Origin of the sequence: Citrobacter sp. Cu233, from assembly GCF_030332225.1 — a bacterium.
Classification (GTDB): Bacteria; Pseudomonadota; Gammaproteobacteria; order Enterobacterales; family Enterobacteriaceae; genus Citrobacter.
Genome location: NZ_JAOWIF010000028.1, coordinates 664,463 through 682,269, shown reverse-complemented (window position 1 = coordinate 682,269; position 17,807 = coordinate 664,463). Strand labels below are relative to the sequence as shown.

The following is a 17,807-nucleotide window of genomic DNA, read 5'->3' as shown; positions in this document are numbered from 1 at the left end:
GTTTGTACGACAGGGAATCACTATGTTTGAAACACTCTCAAAAGCTGGGAAGTATTTAGGGCAAACCGCCCGACTGATGATTGGTGTGCCGGATTATGACAACTATGTTGAGCATATGCGTGTTACGCACCCGGACCAGGAGCCGATGACTTATGAAGAATTTTTCCGCGAGCGCCAGGATGCGCGCTATGGGGGGAAAGGCGGTGCCCGCTGCTGTTAATGATCTTCATAATTCAAGCCGCAGGTGTGTTGGCTCTCCTCGCTCACCCCGGTCACTTATTGATGTAAGCTCCCGGGGATTCGCTGTGTTGCCGCCTTCCTGCAACTCGAATTATTTTGAGCATTTGCCATTGTAAGTAGTCGTCGTAGGCCTGATAAGGCGACACCACCGTCAGGCAACCTACACCTGAATCACACCGTAAACGTCTCTACCTTCTCAAATGCCGCACGCAGTGTTTCCGGTGTTAGCTTCACCGGCAACGCATGAATGGACTCCACCGGGCGCAGGGTGTGCGCAATCACCTTATCGATTTCGGCGTGGTTAGTGATGTCCACTTCCAGTTGAGCCAACCGGGTTGGTAAATTGAAGCGCTGATAAGCGGTAATTAACTGCGTTAGCACATCATCTTGTCCCAACAGCGCGCTTTGCACCAGAATGCCGTACGCCACTTTGGTGCCGTGTAAAAACTTTTCCGTTTGCGGGAGGACGGTCAGGCCATTATGCACCGAATGTGCCGCCGCCACGCGGGTGTAACGCTCGCCCAGACCGCCGACCATACCACCGCCAGCAATGATCGCATCCACCACGTCGCAAAATGCACGGGTCAGTTCTCCACGCTGTTTATCTGCCAGAGCCTGTTCGCTGCTCTGAAGGAGAACGTCGCGGATCGCCAGTGCGCCGTTGATGCCCAGACGTACAGTCAGCGGCAAGGTTTCAGGCTGTGGGGCGAGCACAACCGCTTCGTACCATTTCGCCAACGTGTCCCCAATACCGGCCAGCAAATACGCGTCTGGCGCATTAAGCACGATCTCCGGCTCTACCAACACCAAAAAATTGGCATCATCGAAAATTTCGAAATGCAGTGCCTGACCTTCATCGTTGTACCACACGGAGAGCGGCGTCCAGGCTGCACAGGTGGCGGCAATGGTTGGGATCGCCACAAATGGCAAACCAAGGCGGCGCGCCAGCGCTTTGGCGGTGTCGAGCAGGGTACCACCGCCGACACCGATCACGATGCTTCGGTCGTCTCCTGCATCTGTTGCCAGTTGCCCAACATCTTTTTCACTGCAGTGTCCGGTAAAAAGCAGGTGCCTGGCCCCGCTCAGATGAAAGGCGTCAGGCAGCCAGGGGCGTGCGGCAGCGATGGCGCGTTCACCGAAAACCCAGACTGCGCGTGAGAGTCTGTCTGGGGTGAAAAAATCGTTTAATCTGCAGAGGCTACCGGTATGGGAAAAATAGTTAGCGGGGCCAGTGACGACGCGAATTTCAGTACTACTCATGTTGTGTTGTCCTTTTGACTGTCCTGTCCAGGCAGGTTATTTTTATATAGACGTCTGAACGTCTTGATTGCCAAATACTAGCATCGTGCTATAGTGGCATCAACAACAACATCACACGCTGGGATAACAATAATGAGTAATAACCCGCTGATTGTGCAAAGCAAACTCCCCAACTTAGGCACGACTATCTTTACGCAAATGAGCGCACTGGCGCAGCAGCACCAGGCGATTAATCTCTCACAGGGATTTCCTGATTTTGATGGTCCGCACTATCTGCAGGAACGACTGGCATTTCATGTGGCGCAGGGTGCGAACCAGTACGCACCGATGACGGGTGTGCAACCGCTGCGAGAAGCCATTGCCGATAAAACCGCCGAGTTATACGGATACCTGCCGGACGCTGATAGTGACGTGACGGTAACGGCAGGGGCGACAGAAGCGCTGTATGCGGCTATTACGGCCTTAGTACGGCCCGGCGATGAGGTTATCTGTTTTGACCCGAGCTACGACAGTTATGCACCCGCGGTGGCGCTATCTGGAGGTATCGTGAAACGTATTGCGCTGCAGCCACCGTCTTTTCGCGTGGACTGGCAGGAATTTACCGCGTTGCTGAGCGATCGTACCCGACTGGTGATCCTAAATACGCCGCATAACCCTTCGGCTACGGTATGGCAGAAGGCGGACTTTGAGGCGTTATGGCAGGCCATTAACGGGCATGAGATTTATGTTGTCAGTGACGAAGTCTACGAGCATATCTGTTTTGCCACGCATGGGCATGCCAGCGTGCTGGCGCATCCGCAACTAAGGGAGCGTGCAGTTGCCGTTTCGTCATTTGGCAAAACTTATCATATGACGGGCTGGAAAGTGGGATACTGTGTTGCGCCACCGGCTATCAGCGCGGAGTTACGTAAGGTCCATCAGTATTTAACCTTCTCGGTCAACACGCCGGCACAACTGGCGCTGGCGGATATGCTGCGGGAAGATCCGACGCACTACCGTGAGCTGCCCGCGTTTTATCAGAGAAAACGTGATGTGCTGGTGAATGCGCTGCGTGACAGTCGGCTGGAAATTCTGCCCTGCGAAGGGACATACTTTTTGCTGATTGATTACAGTGCTGTTTCTGATCTCAACGATGTGGAATTTTGCCAATGGCTGACTAAAGAGGTCGGCGTGGCGGCGATCCCACTGTCCGTTTTCTGCGCCGATCCTTTCCCACATAAGCTGATTCGCCTGTGTTTTGCTAAGCAAGAATCGACGCTGCTGGCAGCGGCAGAATGCCTGGTTGCGCTGTAGTGACGTGATTTCGCTACTTCACCGTCCAGGCTCTGGAGAATTGGCGGTCGGCAAATAATTCTTGCAGACCGTTGATTTGCTTCAGACGTAAGACTTCGTCACTATCCATTCCCAGCTCTTTACCGATTTTCTCTTCGCTCCAGCCTAATTGTGACAGTTCACGAACGATTTCTGACATGGCATGGATTTGATGCCGCCCGCGGGCACGGTTATGACGAATGGTTGCCGCTATGCGTTCGTGGCGTTCGCGTTGTAAACAGGTGATCGGCAGATAACCTTTGAGCCGCGATTTTAGCGAGGATTTACTTTTGCCTAATTCATGTCGATGAAAACCATCAATGATTTCATACTCTTCTTCTGATGAGTGGACTACAACAATAGGCTGTGTGAATCCATCCGCTTCGATGGACTTTAGCAACAGTTTTTTCTCGGGAGGTGCGACGTTATTAGGGTTGTAATCATTCGGTGAGATATGTCCGTTTTTGACCCATAAAACACAATCTACCGGTTCTTCACGAAAAGGACTGACACTATGGATTGCCATCCTGAATTCATTGATCGCTTCAATTCGTTCCTCTTCTGAAAGACCAGAAAGAAAACCGGTGAGTTCCTGAGTTAGTCGCTGTTGCATAAGATCCCCCATTCCTGGCGTTTGGTTTTCATACGTTCGTTATAGCGTTGGTAGCTTTTGGATTTTGTTGGGCTGAATGAGAGTGCCCGACACCAGTAGTCATTATTCAGCAGGACTTTGCAGATCCGTCGCCATGAGGGAATGTCTTTAGAACCAATATCGCTTTCTTGTGTTTGAGGAATCTCATCGATCCCCTTTTTCTTGTACCACTGTATATAGACGGCAATTTTATTGCGGTAGTGCTCTGCGGTCTGTTCCGGCATGCTGTTTAATAGCAGCATGGCGTAATCTTGCCAGCTCAAATGTTCCGGTTTTAATATTTTCCGATGACCATAAAAATGGTTGTCATGACCGGCGTAAATCCCGCCGCTTTTAACACCGCTAACCCGGGCGCACATGGCTGCCCATCGCTGTGGCTCAATAACATGATACAGCCACAGCCCCTGGCGTTGTTCCGGGCCAAAGGGTTCGCAAATGCGCATATATCGTGTTGGAACTCCGGCCTGATACATCAGGTTATACAAGGGGTTGCATAGCATTTTTGTTTTAGCAAACCATGTCCAGATATCGGCTGTTTTCCAGTCGTATATTGGATAAATATACCAGGTGTGTCCGCCGGGCGCTGCGGTAGTCCACGGTTTATCATCAGAAAAGCGTTGCTTATGCGAGTTGGCAATAGCGACAAAACGGTTATATGACTCGTCGGCGCGGATCCCGACCAGCATCGCGGCGGGGCGTTTTTCTGAAAACCAGTCAGCGAACTCGCGGACGAATTGTTCAAAGGTCATTCCAGGTTGATAGAAATGAAAGAAACTGGGGTCGGTAATTGCATCCTCTGGTGGTTGGCGAACCCACTGTGTATTCGGTTCCCAGCACTGCCATTCTGGTTGATATTGCGAAAGGGAATTTTGCGTGGTTAGCGGGACTGCCACCCAGTAAAATTGCTCAATGACATCAGAATAATGTTCGCGTAATGCTTGCACATAATCGATAGTACAAGAAAACTGAGCCTCCCAATCGATGAAGAGTACGCTAATTTTCTTATGTAACTGACGAGCCAGCATGGCTGTCAGATGTAACATCAGTCCTGAATCTTTACCGCCTGAGAAGGAGACGCACACTCGAGATAGCGTCTCAAGCGCCCAGGTGATTCGTTCCTGTGCGGCTTCCAGAACATTTTGATTCAGAGGGATCTTATAAACAGACATCTCAAATCCATATTGAAGTTTATTATTTAAAGCCATAATAAATGGTTGTCATTAAATACGCCAGCTTACAGCAGGTTTAGTATTAATATATATTCATTTACATTATTGTTTTTTTGTTTTGCATGCTATAAATTAATGTGTTTAATGACGTGCTATGTTATCCATTTATTAATCATTATGTGTGATTTTTTTGATTAATTCAGCGAATCCATTATTGCTGAGAGATGCCCGGTTATACATTAAGAAGAGCTGTATTGATGGGGGATTAACATCAATATTTATTTTTTTAAGCTTAAGGATGGGAGAGTAAAAGTGATAAACCTCTACGGGTATCAGACCAATAATATCCGTGTTGGCAATAATATTGGCAATAGAGACCAGCGAGTTGCTACAAAACCCAATGCGACGATTAGTCAGGAAAGCGTTCGCTTTTGACTGGAATGCTTTAATGCCTGGATCTTCAGATAGAAAATAAGTGAACTGCTCTTCCAGTATGTGTTCAAAAGAGCTGGATTCATTGATTCTGGGGTGCGCGCTACGGCAAACCAGGACGCAGTCACTGGATTTGAAAGGTGTGCATATCACTGACCGGTTATTAATTGGCGACAGTGTAATAATCAAATCAGCTTTACGATATGCCAGTAAGTCTTCGGCAGTTTGTGCTGACATTAATATGTCATGGTGCTCTATTTCGATATTGGAATCATCTCTGAGATGATGAATAATGTCCATCACACGTGTTGCAATTATAATTTGTGGGCTGTAAATGATAAATTTCTTTTTCAGGTTAGAGCTGTTCATTATGCTGATTGTTTGCTCCAGACTATTGAGATTGTTTTCGAGATGGTGATGAAGATTTATCCCTGTCACAGTCGGGGTAATTCCCTTGCCGGAACGAATAAACAGGGGGTCATTAAACTGAGTGCGTAACCGCTGTAGTGACTGGCTGACGGCAGATGGCGTAATGAACAGTGTTTCAGCTGCTTTACTGATGCTTAAATGTTGATAAATACATTCAAAAATGACCAGCAGGTTGAGATCAAATTTCTTGAGATCATAGAGGTTTGCCATACATACCTTAGTGTAATGGTTAGGTTTTGAAAATTCGATTTGCTAATATTTTAAACGTTAATCATTCTAAAAAATTATGTTTGTGTGCTTAATGAATAATTAACTAATACTAAAGTAGCACGGCCAGCGTTCTTTTTACGAGAAAAATAAATGATGATGAGTGATTGAAATGAGAACCATAACAACCACTCATTTTATTACCTTTATTTATTACCCATGATAATATTTAATTTATCCTCATCAGGTAACCCTACTTCCTGCTGTAACGTATTGTCTTTGCTCATGTAATAGATAGCAGGCGTTACATTGGCTCCCAAATCATCCATCAATTTTTGATTGATATTCAATACCTTCATCTGCTCAGGAGGGAGCGACGCCGGGATGTTCAGCGTCATTTTCCCACCAGAGGCTTCATAGTCATGCCAGGTTTTAGCGGGGTCCTTGCTTGCCAGAATGGCCGCAGCGGTTGCCGGACTTTCGGGCTTAATCACGCCGACCAACAGCGTGCGTAATTGAACTTTGCCGGACTCAACCCACGGACGTGCTTGTTGCCAGAATTGTTTGCAGTACGGACAGAAGGGATCGGCAAACACATACACAATAACCGGCGCGTCTTTTTTGCCGTCCAGAATCCACGACGCTTTTTCCATTCTTTGCCACATCTCGCGCCCGGCAGGTGCATAGATTTCTTTTTCTATCAGCGTATTGCTCAGGTTTTCACCTTTCTCGTTATACATGTAGCCGGAGATCGCATGTTTTCCATCAGGCGTGACATAAATAGTGACCCCCATGTCCTGGTATTTGCCCAGGTACCCTTTCATGCCACCAGGGGCGTCGAACGGCTTCAAAATTGTAATGCCCTGTTTCTCAATCGCTTTAACAGGGGCAGGAAGCTCTTCAGCATGGACGACAGCAGGGAGCAGAGCTAAGAGTAATGTACGTTTAAACATTGATTTTCCTTATAAAATCAGAAGGAAAGGGAGTTAAATTGCAAAACCTATCGCAGCCATAGGTAAGATCGACACTCTGTCGATTGCCCTTTCTGTAGTTGGGTGATGTAATCCCAATCGCTGTTACGACCTTGGTTAAGGTAATGTAGAGCGCAACACATAGCCAGTTCTGCTGGCACTGAAGTTACTTGCGGGTAACTCGGGTAATGAGGCTCCCTGCAAAGGGAGCCTTTTTTACTTTTAGAACAGGGTTTACAAAATGCGGTTGAGTTGGTTGTTAGTTAACGCTTATTGATTTGATAAAGGAAACGCATTAGCCCTTATCAATGATTTTCGTTAACTTATCCCTCAACGAAAACACGGAGGAAGTACAAATGTCTTTGATTAATACCAAAATTAAACCTTTCAAAAACCAGGCGTTCAAAAACGGTGAGTTCATCGAAGTCACTGAGAAAGATACCGAAGGTCGCTGGAGTGTCTTCTTCTTCTACCCGGCTGATTTTACTTTCGTATGTCCGACCGAACTGGGTGACGTTGCTGACCACTACGAAGAACTGCAGAAACTGGGTGTGGACGTTTACTCTGTTTCTACCGACACTCACTTTACTCATAAAGCATGGCACAGCAGCTCTGAAACCATCGCGAAAATCAAATATGCGATGATCGGCGACCCGACTGGCGCCCTGACCCGTAACTTCGACAACATGCGTGAAGATGAAGGTCTGGCTGACCGTGCAACATTCGTTGTTGACCCGCAAGGTATCATCCAGGCAATCGAAGTTACCGCTGAAGGTATCGGCCGTGATGCGTCTGACCTGCTGCGCAAAATTAAAGCTGCACAGTATGTCGCTTCCCACCCAGGCGAAGTTTGCCCGGCTAAGTGGAAAGAAGGCGAAGCAACTCTGGCTCCGTCTCTGGACCTGGTTGGTAAAATCTAAAATTCGCTACGCCTTTCGCGCTACAGGTGCGTTGGCTACGCTTAATCACCCCGGTCACTTACTTATGTAAGCTCCCGGGGATTCATAAGCTTGCCGCCTGCCTGTAACACGAAATTCTTGCGAATTAATCCTTAAGCGGGTGCGTCGCGCCCGTTTTATTCCAACACCATGATGCAAACGTATTCAGACTGCCTGAACGAATTCGGCTTGCATGATGATGTTTTCAGAGAGGGAAGAATAATGCTCGACACAAATATGAAAACCCAACTCAAGGCTTATCTTGAGAAACTGACCAAACCTGTTGAGCTGATTGCTACGCTGGATGACAGCGCTAAATCGGCAGAAATCAAGGAACTGCTGACTGAAATTGCTGAACTGTCAGAAAAAGTCACCTTTAAAGAAGACAATACTCTGGCCGTACGTAAGCCATCGTTCCTGATCACCAATCCGGGTTCTCACCAGGGGCCACGTTTTGCTGGCTCTCCATTGGGCCATGAGTTTACCTCTCTGGTTCTGGCGCTGTTGTGGACAGGTGGTCATCCGTCGAAAGAGGCACAGTCACTGCTGGAGCAGATCCGCGACCTTGACGGCGATTTTGAGTTCGAAACCTATTATTCACTGTCCTGCCATAACTGCCCGGATGTGGTGCAAGCGCTGAACCTGATGTCTGTGCTGAACCCGCGTATCAAACATACGGCGATTGATGGCGGTACATTCCAGAACGAAATTACCGACCGTAACGTGATGGGCGTTCCGGCGGTCTATATGAACGGTAAAGAGTTTGGTCAGGGCCGTATGACGCTGACTGAAATCGTAGCGAAAGTGGATACTGGCGCAGAAAAACGCGCAGCGGAAGAATTGAATCAGCGTGATGCTTACGATGTGCTGATCGTCGGTTCGGGTCCTGCCGGGGCAGCGGCTGCGGTGTACTCTGCACGTAAAGGTATTCGCACCGGTTTGATGGGCGAACGCTTTGGCGGTCAGGTTCTTGATACCGTTGATATCGAAAACTACATCTCTGTACCGAAAACCGAAGGCCAGAAGCTGGCTGGCGCGCTGAAAGCACACGTTGATGATTACGATGTTGATGTTATTGATAGCCAGAGTGCGAGCAAGCTGGTTCCGGCGGCACAGGAAGGTGGTTTGCATCAGATTGAAACGGCTTCCGGCGCGGTGTTGAAAGCACGCAGCATCATCATTGCTACCGGCGCAAAATGGCGCAACATGAATGTTCCGGGTGAAGATCAGTATCGCACCAAGGGCGTAACCTACTGTCCGCACTGTGATGGCCCGCTGTTTAAAGGTAAGCGTGTCGCGGTGATTGGCGGTGGTAACTCCGGTGTTGAAGCGGCTATCGATCTGGCCGGTATCGTTGAACACGTGACGTTGCTGGAGTTTGCCCCGGAAATGAAGGCCGATCAGGTTCTGCAGAATAAGGTCCGCAGTCTGAAAAACGTCGATATCATTTTGAATGCACAAACCACAGAAGTGAAAGGCGACGGCACTAAAGTCACCGGTCTGGAATATCGCGATCGCGTTAGCGGTGATATCCACAATGTGGAACTGGCGGGTATCTTTGTGCAGATTGGCCTGTTGCCGAATACGAACTGGCTGGAAGGCGCCGTTGAGCGTAACCGCATGGGTGAAATCATTATCGATGCTAAGTGTGAAACAAGCGTGAAGGGGGTTTTTGCTGCGGGGGATTGTACAACCGTACCGTACAAACAGATCATCATCGCTACTGGCGAGGGCGCGAAAGCTTCACTGAGTTCATTTGATTATCTGATTCGCACCACAACCGTATAAGAAAGTAAGACTCACCTGCAAAAGAAGCGAAATGCCCGATAGCACAAGCATATCGGGCCTACAAATGGGATTTCATCGGTTTGTAGAATGAAGAGGCTACCGGAAGGTAGCCTCTTTTTTTATTAGCGAACAACCAGCACTGGCAGAGTGGCGTGGCGGACAACGCTGGAGGCATTAGAGCCGAGCAGATGGGTGCTAATTGATGGGTTGCGTGATCCGATGACCACCACATCTGCATTCAACTCTTCACCCAACTCGTTGACCACATCACGCACGCTACCAAAGCGAACGTGCTGCTTAATGCGGGAAGGATCGATACTGAAGTGACCGACCATCGTTTGCAGACGGGTTTCCGCTTCGTGTTGCAGATGCTCTTCAAAACGACGAACGTCAGCGGCAAAACGGTGCAGACTCAGACTGGCAGAACCCGGCAGTACATGCAGCAGATGGATCACCCCTTTATCTTGTGCCAGAAATTCTGCATGGCGAACAGCCTTGTCGCTCAGTTCCATTTCGAATACATCAACAGGCATTATGATTGTGTTGTACATAAACATTCTCCTTGTCATTACATGAACACATAACAGCATAGTATTAAAAATGATTCTGTCAGTCACGACACAGATTAATGTTTTGCAAACAGGAGAAAAGGAAGTGCAGTAAATGAAAGAAAGCAGGGGGAAGCGGAAAGAGGATGCGGATGCATCCCCTGTAAGATAAAGCGAGTCGCTTTGATAAGACAGAGTTAGCGCAGGTAGTCGCCTGCAGCTTCAGGCTGGTACTCAAGCTCGATGACTTCGAGGTGGGTCGATGTACCGCCCGGTAATTCCCAATGGATCGTATCGCCAACGCGCAGACCCAGAAGTGCTGCACCGACTGGCGCCATGACCGAAAGCTGTGTACTGCTGTCAGTCATATTGGCCGGATATACCAGAGTACGTACACGCACTTCGCCATCGCTCAGATTGCGGAATTTCACGCGGCTGTTCATGGTCACCACGTCGTGCGGCATGGTTTCCGGGGAACACATTTGGGCGCGATCCAGTTCAGCGTTTAATGCGTCCGCTATCGGTAAACCAGCAAACGCAGGTTGCTCCAACAGGCGGTCAATGCGTTCCGCATCGAGGTCGTTAATGATAATAGTTGGTCTGGACATTTATTACTCCATGTCGTCGATACTGCGGATGCGCAGGTAAATAATCCCAAAAGAAAACCCTCACCGTCAGGCGGCAAGGGTTTAGCTTTTATGATGATACTGAGACTTACCCCTGGTTTGAAGTGATTTAGTTCACATTCAGGCAAATCATCAATATTGCTGCAGATGAAGGGGGAGGCAAAAAACGTGATCGTTCTCAAATTTGCATTATGCTTTTTAAGCGCTCGCTGCGGGCGCGCCACGACAACTCAGTGTTCCTCGACAGGAGATCTCATGAGCCAGTACGACAAACTTACCTTAAAAGATGGCAGCTATTTGCATTTCAAAGACTGGGGAAGCGGCCAGCCCATTGTGTTCAGCCATGGTTGGCCGCTGACTGCCGATGCGTTTGAAGATCAGATGCTGTTTCTCGGGTCGAAAGGATTTCGTGTGATAGCCCATGACCGACGGGGGCATGGGCGTTCGGCCCAACCCTGGGATGGCAATAATATGGATCAGTATGCTGACGATTTGGCCGAACTTACCGCGTATCTCAATCTCAAAGATGCTGTGCATGTCGGGCACTCTACCGGCGGTGGCGAAGTTGCTCGTTATATTGGCCGCCATGGGACGCAGAGGGTAGCAAAAGCGGTACTCATTGGTGCGGTAACACCCATCATGATTAAAACCGACTTTAACCCGAATGGTGTACCGAGGGAGGTGTTCGATAGCATTCGTGAAGGCGTTGTGAACGATCGTGCCGCCTTTTTCTATGAGTTGACGGCCGCATTCTATGGCTACAATCGACCGGGTACAAAGGAATCGAAGGCTGTCCGCGAAAGTTTTGTCGAGCAGGGCTTACAGGGATCAATTAAAGCACTGTACGACTGTATACATGCTTTCTCGGAAACAGACTTGCGTGAAGATCTCAAAAAAATGACCATCCCGACGCTGGTGATTCATGGTGATGACGATCAGATTGTCCCGTTTGAAACCTGCGGTAAGGTCGCGGCAGAAATCCTACCAGATGCACAGTTGAAGGTGTATGCCGGAGGATCTCACGGTATTTGCACCACCCATAAACATCAGATCAACGCCGATCTACTCGGCTTTATCCAGTCGTAATCGTTCGTGGATTGTTCTACGCTGATCCTCTTCCGTCAGGGGGATGAGCGAAGCATAATTTATGCTTAGCAGAGGCTAACTTCACCAGAGAAAACGATGTATTTCTATCAACCGTCGCAGGGACACGGCCTGCCACATGACCCGCTCAATGCCATTATTGGGCCGCGCCCTATTGGGTGGATTGCGTCAAGTGACAGCAACGGTCGGCATAATCTGGCACCGTACAGTTTTTTTAACTGCTTTAACTATCATCCGCCGATTATCGGCTTTGCCAGCAGCGGCTGGAAAGACAGCGTGCAGAATATTATCGAAACAGGTGAGTTTGTCTGGAACCTGACCACCCTTGAGTTGGCCAGTGCGATGAACGAAACGTCGGCCAGTCTGCCTCACGGCGAGGATGAGTTTTTTGCCGCAGGGCTTTGCAAAGCAGAGAGTCGGTTAGTTAATGTGCCGCGCGTGGCACAAAGTCCCGTCAATTTTGAGTGTCGTTTATCTCAGAGCCTGCAATTAACGACCGCAGATGGCACGCTTGTTGAAACCTGGCTGATATTGGGTGAGGTGGTCGGTATCCACATTGATGAATCGCTGCTGGAAGAGGGCATCTACCAGACGGCGAAAGCGAACCCGGTACTGCGTGCAGGTGGGCCAGGTGCGTATTATTCAATTGATGAATCACATCGCTTTGATCTGGTGCGTCCGGATGCTCGGCCAAAACGTTAAGCCGTCAGACCGACGCCTGGTTTGCGCGTCGGTCTCCCTGTTTAGTATCCCGTTTTGTCGATAATAAACTGTTTACCGCAGTTACCCGGATGGGGTTGCGGCAGGAATGAACGGGATGATAAAGGTTGGTTGATGGCATCGGCTTTCAATGAAAACTGGATCTCCGTCAGATAAGCGGGGTTGCCGTGACAACTTAGCTTCACTGCTTTGATATTCTCTTTGCCCCAGTTTTTAGCGAATGCGGCGTCAAATGCGCTACGGCTAACCGTTTTGCCGTAGTTATCCGCCAGAAACTTGCCCGTCTCGCTACTCTTAATCTCATTGTTCAACCGCACCATGGTGTCGAAGTACGCATCGGGATCAAAACCAAAACAGGCACCATGTTTGGCATACTCATAACGTTCCAGACAAGATGTTCCGCCAGCACCGGGCATGACGGCGCTCAACTTCGCCGCACTCTCCAGTGACAGACCGGTTTCCGGTGCGGCGCATTTGCGGCTGGCGCGAGCTTCAGGCAGGTTGGGGATGGGGCGTGTTGCGCAGCCAAAACGCATCCAACGGCGATTATCTACACCGCGTGCGGCAATTGAGTTTGGCAGGCTGGGCCACAGGCCATGAACCGTCAGAAAATCTGCTTTATTGTCGGTCTCCTTTTGCAAACGGCATTCGTCAGGCTCCTGACGATTACGCTCATGCTGACTCTGACAAAAACCGGTTTGCCAGGAAAGGGCCAGCACGTAGCTGTCAAAATCACCGTACTGTTTGGCCTCAAGTTGGGAGGCTCCGGCTACTGAAACCGGCAGCAGAAGCGCTGCCAGTAAAGAAAAAGAACGCCATGTTGATGTCATGATGAATTCGGACACTTATATAAATTCTGAATATCATCTATTTAATCATAAAAAATGCCAGTCAGGTTTAGCTGACTGGCATCATTTTAGCTATGTGTTTTGACTATGTGTAAAGTGCGCGGATTAGCTCCACATTGCCAGAATCGGCCAGCCGACCAGCAGCAGCATTGAGATGTAGATGACACCGAAGATAGCACCCAAACGCCAATAGTCTTTGGATTTCACATAACCACAGCCATAGATGATAACACCAGGGCCAGTTGCATACGGAGTCAGACAGCCCATGATACCGATGGACAGTACCAGCAGGATACACAGATGTTCCATTGGAACGCCCGGGATACCTTTACCTACCGCCAGAATAACCGGCAGCATGGTGGCGGTGTGTGCAGAAAGGCTGGCAAACAGGTAGTGAGCAAAGTAGAACACCAGTACCAGAACGATTACTGTCGCGTTAGGCGAGAAACCTTCCAGATGCGTGCTCATGGTGTTGGCAAACCAGTCGATGAAACCAGAACGGGTTAAACCGTTGGCCATTACCACCAGAGTGGCAAGGTTGACCAGGGTGTTCCATGCGCTGTTATAGCGAGTAATGTCTTTCCACGGGACAACATGCAGAGCCAGCATCAGGGAGACTGCCAGCAGACCCACTGCGGTGGCGTCAATCAGCTTGCCGCCAAATACCCACAGGCCCAGACTGAGCAGTACCAGACCGATCAGCGTTATCTCTTTACGGGTCAGTTTACCCATGCCTTTCAGTTCATCACCGGCCCATGCTGCAACTTCAGCACTGTGGGTGACTTCCGGTTTGTACAGCACGTAAGAAAGCCACGGCGCAACGATCAGCAAAATAATACCGACTGGCAGGAAGCTGAGGAACCACTGCAACCAGCTGATTTGAATACCGGCAATTTTGTTGACGAATTCCAGACCCAGTACGTTTGGCGCAGCGCCGGTAACGAACATAGAGGAGCTCAGGCTGGTACTGATAACCATCATCCACATCAGATATCCGCCGATACGGCGTGCGGAAGGATCGTTAGGGAAGGATTTGAACAGCGGCGGCAGGTTTTTGATAACCGGGAACACTGTACCACCGGTACGCGCGGTGTTGGACGGTGTAAACGGTGCCAGCAGGATGTCGATAATAACAATCGCATAGCCCAGCGTCAGGGTACGTTTACCCATGAATTTCACCAGGAACAATGCGATACGACGACCCAGACCGGTGACTTCATAACCCAGTGCGAAAATAAATGCACCGAACACCAACCACACGGTGGTGCTGGAGAAGCCTGCCAGACCCCATTTCAGCGCTTGCTTACCCGCTTTAAACGCCGGATCAGCCAGTTCGGAAGCATCAAACAGCAGGTAGTTGCTGCCAATAACGCAGATCGTGACGGCGATAAAGCTGATCGCCGTTGCCGGGATTGGCTCGAGGATCATACCGACGATCATTGCCACAAACACGGCAAAGTAGTGCCAGGCCTGTGGAGGCATTCCATCAGGGACGGGGATTAGAAACATGACACCCATCACGACCAATGGGGCCAGTAACTTCCATATTTTATCTTTTGCTAAAGACATGTGTGTGATTCTCCGGAAAGGATCTTTAATTGTGATAATGATGAACTTGCGAAATCTGAGCTAAGAACCAGGTGACGATCAGCAGATCGGCGCAGCCTCCAGGGCTGAGGTTGCGTTCGATGCACTGTTGGTCGAACTGGCGTAGGTAATGGAGATCGGCAGGGGTACGAATTCCCCCTTGCTGCAATAATGTGGTGGCCTGCTGTTGTATCCACCGCAGACCCTCAGCGCCGCCACGTGAAGCCACGTTGGTGTCGCCATTGAGAGACATCAGCAGCAATAATGTGTCGAGTAATGCCAGTTCAGGGTCGCGACCCTGAGTCAGCAGTGCGCGGTAGTGCGGCAGGGCATGCTGAATGACGAGCGGGTATCCCGCTTCGGCTTCGCCCCGTGCGCCGGTTAATCCCAGTTGCTGATAAAGACGTTGGCCAGCCGTGAGTTGTTGATTGTTCTGGCGCAGTTCGCGCTCGGTCAGGCCTCGGCAAAATGTTGCTGCCGTAGAGCAAATGGTTTCAGCGGTAACAGTCAGTTGGAGCTGGTGCAGGCGGCCAATGGCGGCACACAGCAGTCCCAGAGAAAAGATGCTGCCTTTATGGGTGTTCACCCCAGCGGTGGCGCGAAACATATCGGCTTCGCAGGCCATACCCAGCGGACGCAGTCCTTTCAGTACATCTTCGGGTGACAACTGCGCGCTGAATGCGCCGTATTCGATAAAACGTGGCAGCCAGGCCTGGATAGCCTCTGCGCTGCGATGAAAATCTTCCAGCGCCATATCTTTATGTGCGCCGTTATTAATGCGATCCACCAGACCCGGTTTGGGCGATAAGTTGACTTCAGTCAGCATGGCGCGCCAGGCAAGCGTGGCGTAGGCGTCGGGCAGATCCAGTGGAAGGACTGCGTTATTCGTCGATGTTGCGGGAATCGGCATCATGCAGCAGTGCCTCCATTTGAATAAGTAAGTCGGAAAGTGCGTGGGTTTTACCCCGCGCACATTCGGCAGCGCTTTGCTCGCACAACAGACAGCGGCGGGCAGGAAGCGCGAAATGACGGCGGGACAGGATTTCTCCTTCAGGGGTCAGGACATCGATGTCCCATAACCGTCCCAGCGGATGTGAATGCTCAAGCTCGATAGTGGCGAGCTTGAGGTCGTGGGCTGGCGCCTCGATGGACAACAGACCTTCCGGACCGCTGGCGGAGACCAGCGCAGTTTGCTCCCTGACAATCCAGGATGATTGTTTCGCCAGCGCAAGCAAGGCGATGACGCCGTGATTAAAGATGCGACGGGTTAATTCGCTGTCTTTGATCGGGCCTGGCGCTACCACGGTAAAAGAGACCAATGGCGCGTGATGACGCGTGAGCCAGGCATTTTGCCTCGCTTGTCTCTCATCACGGCTGGCGAGCAGCTCGGGAATGGAAACCGCGTGGCAGGTGGCGTGTTCAGGGAGCAGGTGCATGGCTTATTCCTTCACCTGATGCACAACGTCAATCACTGAACCATCGCGGTAACGCACTACGGCAATGACGCGGTCGGTGAATTCAATTGCGCGTGGCTGGCCGGTAAGTTGCTGCGCACGTTCGCGCAACCATTCAATGGACACCACTTTCATGCCAGCTTCTTGCAGACGTTCTGCCAGCTCAGGGCGTGCAGGGTTGACGGCGATGCCGTGGTCAGTGACCAGGATATCAACGCTGGAACCCGGAGTTACGCAGGTCAGGACGTTATCAACCAGCGTCGGGATGCGCCCACGAACCAGCGGTGCGACGATGATGGAAAGCGCTGCGGCAACCGCTGTATCACAGTGGCCACCGGATGCGCCGCGCAGTACGCCGTCAGAACCGGTCAGTACGTTAACGTTGAAGTTGGTATCCACTTCAAGTGCGCTCAGTACCACGACATCCAGACGATCGACAGAGGCGCCTTTTGAGCCCCAGTTGGCATACTGGTTAGCACTGATTTCAATGTGATTTGGATTGCGTGCCAGAGATTCTGCCGCATTACGGTCGAAGCTCTGCACATCCAGCAGTTTGCGGATTAAGCCTTTCTCATGCAGGTCAACGATGGTGGCAGTGATGCCGCCCAGCGCAAAGTCAGCACGGATGTCGCGGCTGCGCATTTTGTCTTCCAGGAAACGGGTAACGGCCAGAGACGCGCCGCCGGTTCCTGTCTGCAATGAAAAACCTTCTTTGAAGTAGCCGGAGTTAGCAATAACGTCTGCTGCGCTGCGGGCGATCAGCAGTTCACGTGGGTTGGTGGTCATGCGGGTCGCATCAGCACCAATTTTGTCAGCATCACCGACCTGGTCGATTTGTACAATCAGATCCACCTGATCCTGGGTAATGCTGGCTGGATTATGCGGGTAGGTCAGCAGTTGTTCGGTCAGCAGGACAACCTGTTTTGCGTTTTCAGCATCGACACGAGCGTAGCCCAGTGAGCCACAGCAGGCTTTACCTGTGTAACCGTTGGCGTTACCAAACGGGTCACAGGACGGCACGCCGAGGAAGGCGACATCAATGTTGAGCTCGCCGCTTTGTACCAGGTGTACACGACCACCGTGAGAGTGGACCTGAACAGGTTCAGCCAGCAGACCGCGAGAGATCTCTTCTGCCAGCGGGCCACGCAGACCAGAAGTATAAATACGGCTGACGACACCCTGACGAATGTGTTCAACCAGCGGCGCATGGCAGTCGCTCAGGGAGCTGGAAGCCAGCGTCAGGTTTTTAAAGCCCATTGCCGCGATGGTATCCATCACCAGGTTGATCGTCAGATCACCACCACGGAAAGCGTGGTGGAAGGAGATGGTCATGCCATCCTGTAAGCCTGAACGGCGAATGGCCTCTTCCAGGTTAGCGCACAGCTTTTTGTTACGCGGTTTTTGCGCCTGTAATTCAACTTTTGCGGTGCTCTGATAAGCGGAAAGCTCGCTTTCTGCATGACGGCTCCAGGTCGCCACGCGATCCTGTCGTTGAGACTGTTCGATTTTCTGCGTCATTTTTT

General features: G+C 50.5%; 18 protein-coding genes. 6 read left to right on the top strand and 12 right to left on the bottom strand.

What is annotated here, in order from left to right:
- Positions 1–22 precede the first annotated feature (22 nt).
- Entirely contained in the window at positions 23–220 is a 198-nt protein-coding gene (locus OGX95_RS04070; protein WP_286628394.1) for a YbdD/YjiX family protein, read from the top strand.
- A gap of 191 nt (positions 221–411) precedes the next feature.
- Here OGX95_RS04070 and OGX95_RS04065 read toward each other — a convergent pair whose 3' ends face one another.
- Positions 412–1,500 (bottom strand): oxidoreductase, encoded by a 1,089-nt coding sequence (locus tag OGX95_RS04065; protein WP_286628393.1) that lies wholly within the window; start codon positions 1,498–1,500, stop codon positions 412–414.
- 132 nt (positions 1,501–1,632) lie between these two features.
- Here OGX95_RS04065 and OGX95_RS04060 point away from each other — a divergent pair, with 132 nt between their 5' ends.
- The gene (locus tag OGX95_RS04060; RefSeq protein ID WP_286628392.1) at positions 1,633–2,793 is read left to right on the top strand and encodes a pyridoxal phosphate-dependent aminotransferase; all 1,161 of its coding nucleotides are present in this window, start codon (positions 1,633–1,635) and stop codon (positions 2,791–2,793) included.
- A gap of 13 nt (positions 2,794–2,806) precedes the next feature.
- Here OGX95_RS04060 and OGX95_RS04055 read toward each other — a convergent pair whose 3' ends face one another.
- The 4 genes from OGX95_RS04055 to dsbG all read right to left on the bottom strand — a co-directional run bounded on the left by OGX95_RS04055 (position 2,807) and on the right by dsbG (position 6,653).
- The gene (locus tag OGX95_RS04055; protein ID WP_286628391.1) at positions 2,807–3,424 is read right to left on the bottom strand and encodes an IbrB-like domain-containing protein; all 618 of its coding nucleotides are present in this window, start codon (positions 3,422–3,424) and stop codon (positions 2,807–2,809) included.
- The gene (locus OGX95_RS04050) at positions 3,409–4,632 is read right to left on the bottom strand and encodes a phosphoadenosine phosphosulfate reductase (protein WP_286628390.1); all 1,224 of its coding nucleotides are present in this window, start codon (positions 4,630–4,632) and stop codon (positions 3,409–3,411) included. The genes OGX95_RS04055 and OGX95_RS04050 overlap by 16 nt, the downstream gene beginning before the upstream one ends.
- 168 nt (positions 4,633–4,800) lie before the next feature.
- On the bottom strand, positions 4,801–5,703 hold the full coding sequence (gene citR / locus OGX95_RS04045; protein WP_286628389.1) for a DNA-binding transcriptional repressor CitR: 903 nt from the start codon (positions 5,701–5,703) through the stop codon (positions 4,801–4,803).
- 203 nt (positions 5,704–5,906) lie between these two features.
- Positions 5,907–6,653: a thiol:disulfide interchange protein DsbG gene (dsbG, locus tag OGX95_RS04040; RefSeq protein WP_286628388.1), complete on the bottom strand. Its 747-nt coding sequence runs from the start codon at positions 6,651–6,653 to the stop codon at positions 5,907–5,909.
- A 374-nt stretch (positions 6,654–7,027) separates the two neighbouring features.
- Between dsbG and ahpC the strand changes: the two genes are divergently transcribed.
- Together ahpC and ahpF are read left to right on the top strand one after the other, a co-directional pair.
- Positions 7,028–7,591, top strand: a complete 564-nt coding sequence (gene ahpC, locus OGX95_RS04035) for an alkyl hydroperoxide reductase subunit C (RefSeq protein WP_002894394.1) — start codon at positions 7,028–7,030, stop codon at positions 7,589–7,591.
- Positions 7,592–7,831: 240 nt separating this feature from the next.
- On the top strand, positions 7,832–9,397 hold the full coding sequence (gene ahpF / locus OGX95_RS04030) for an alkyl hydroperoxide reductase subunit F (RefSeq protein ID WP_286628387.1): 1,566 nt from the start codon (positions 7,832–7,834) through the stop codon (positions 9,395–9,397).
- A 122-nt stretch (positions 9,398–9,519) separates the two neighbouring features.
- On the opposite strand, the gene uspG is transcribed toward ahpF, so the two are convergent.
- Together uspG and rnk are read right to left on the bottom strand one after the other, a co-directional pair.
- Entirely contained in the window at positions 9,520–9,948 is a 429-nt protein-coding gene (uspG, locus tag OGX95_RS04025) for a universal stress protein UspG (protein ID WP_005120854.1), read from the bottom strand.
- Between the two features lie 194 nt (positions 9,949–10,142).
- Positions 10,143–10,553 carry a nucleoside diphosphate kinase regulator gene (gene rnk, locus OGX95_RS04020; protein WP_005120853.1) on the bottom strand — a complete coding sequence of 137 codons (411 nt, stop codon included), beginning with the start codon at positions 10,551–10,553 and terminating at the stop codon, positions 10,143–10,145.
- Positions 10,554–10,826: 273 nt separating this feature from the next.
- Between rnk and OGX95_RS04015 the strand changes: the two genes are divergently transcribed.
- Entirely contained in the window at positions 10,827–11,657 is an 831-nt protein-coding gene (locus OGX95_RS04015; RefSeq protein WP_286628386.1) for an alpha/beta fold hydrolase, read from the top strand.
- Between the two features lie 96 nt (positions 11,658–11,753).
- Entirely contained in the window at positions 11,754–12,377 is a 624-nt protein-coding gene (locus OGX95_RS04010; RefSeq protein ID WP_286628385.1) for a flavin reductase family protein, read from the top strand.
- A gap of 41 nt (positions 12,378–12,418) precedes the next feature.
- Here the strand turns inward: OGX95_RS04010 and rna are convergent, their stop codons facing one another.
- From rna to citF, 5 genes are all read right to left on the bottom strand, one after another.
- The gene (gene rna / locus OGX95_RS04005) at positions 12,419–13,225 is read right to left on the bottom strand and encodes a ribonuclease I (protein WP_286628384.1); all 807 of its coding nucleotides are present in this window, start codon (positions 13,223–13,225) and stop codon (positions 12,419–12,421) included.
- Positions 13,226–13,348: 123 nt separating this feature from the next.
- A complete protein-coding gene (gene citT / locus OGX95_RS04000; RefSeq protein WP_003022114.1) occupies positions 13,349–14,812 on the bottom strand; it encodes a citrate/succinate antiporter CitT in 1,464 nt (487 codons plus the stop codon).
- A 25-nt stretch (positions 14,813–14,837) separates the two neighbouring features.
- Entirely contained in the window at positions 14,838–15,743 is a 906-nt protein-coding gene (gene citG, locus OGX95_RS03995) for a triphosphoribosyl-dephospho-CoA synthase CitG (protein WP_286628383.1), read from the bottom strand.
- Entirely contained in the window at positions 15,712–16,266 is a 555-nt protein-coding gene (gene citX, locus OGX95_RS03990) for a citrate lyase holo-[acyl-carrier protein] synthase (RefSeq protein ID WP_286628382.1), read from the bottom strand. Before citX ends, citG begins: the two co-directional genes overlap by 32 nt.
- Before the next feature lie 3 nt (positions 16,267–16,269).
- Entirely contained in the window at positions 16,270–17,802 is a 1,533-nt protein-coding gene (gene citF / locus OGX95_RS03985; protein ID WP_040232565.1) for a citrate lyase subunit alpha, read from the bottom strand.
- Positions 17,803–17,807 lie beyond the last annotated feature (5 nt).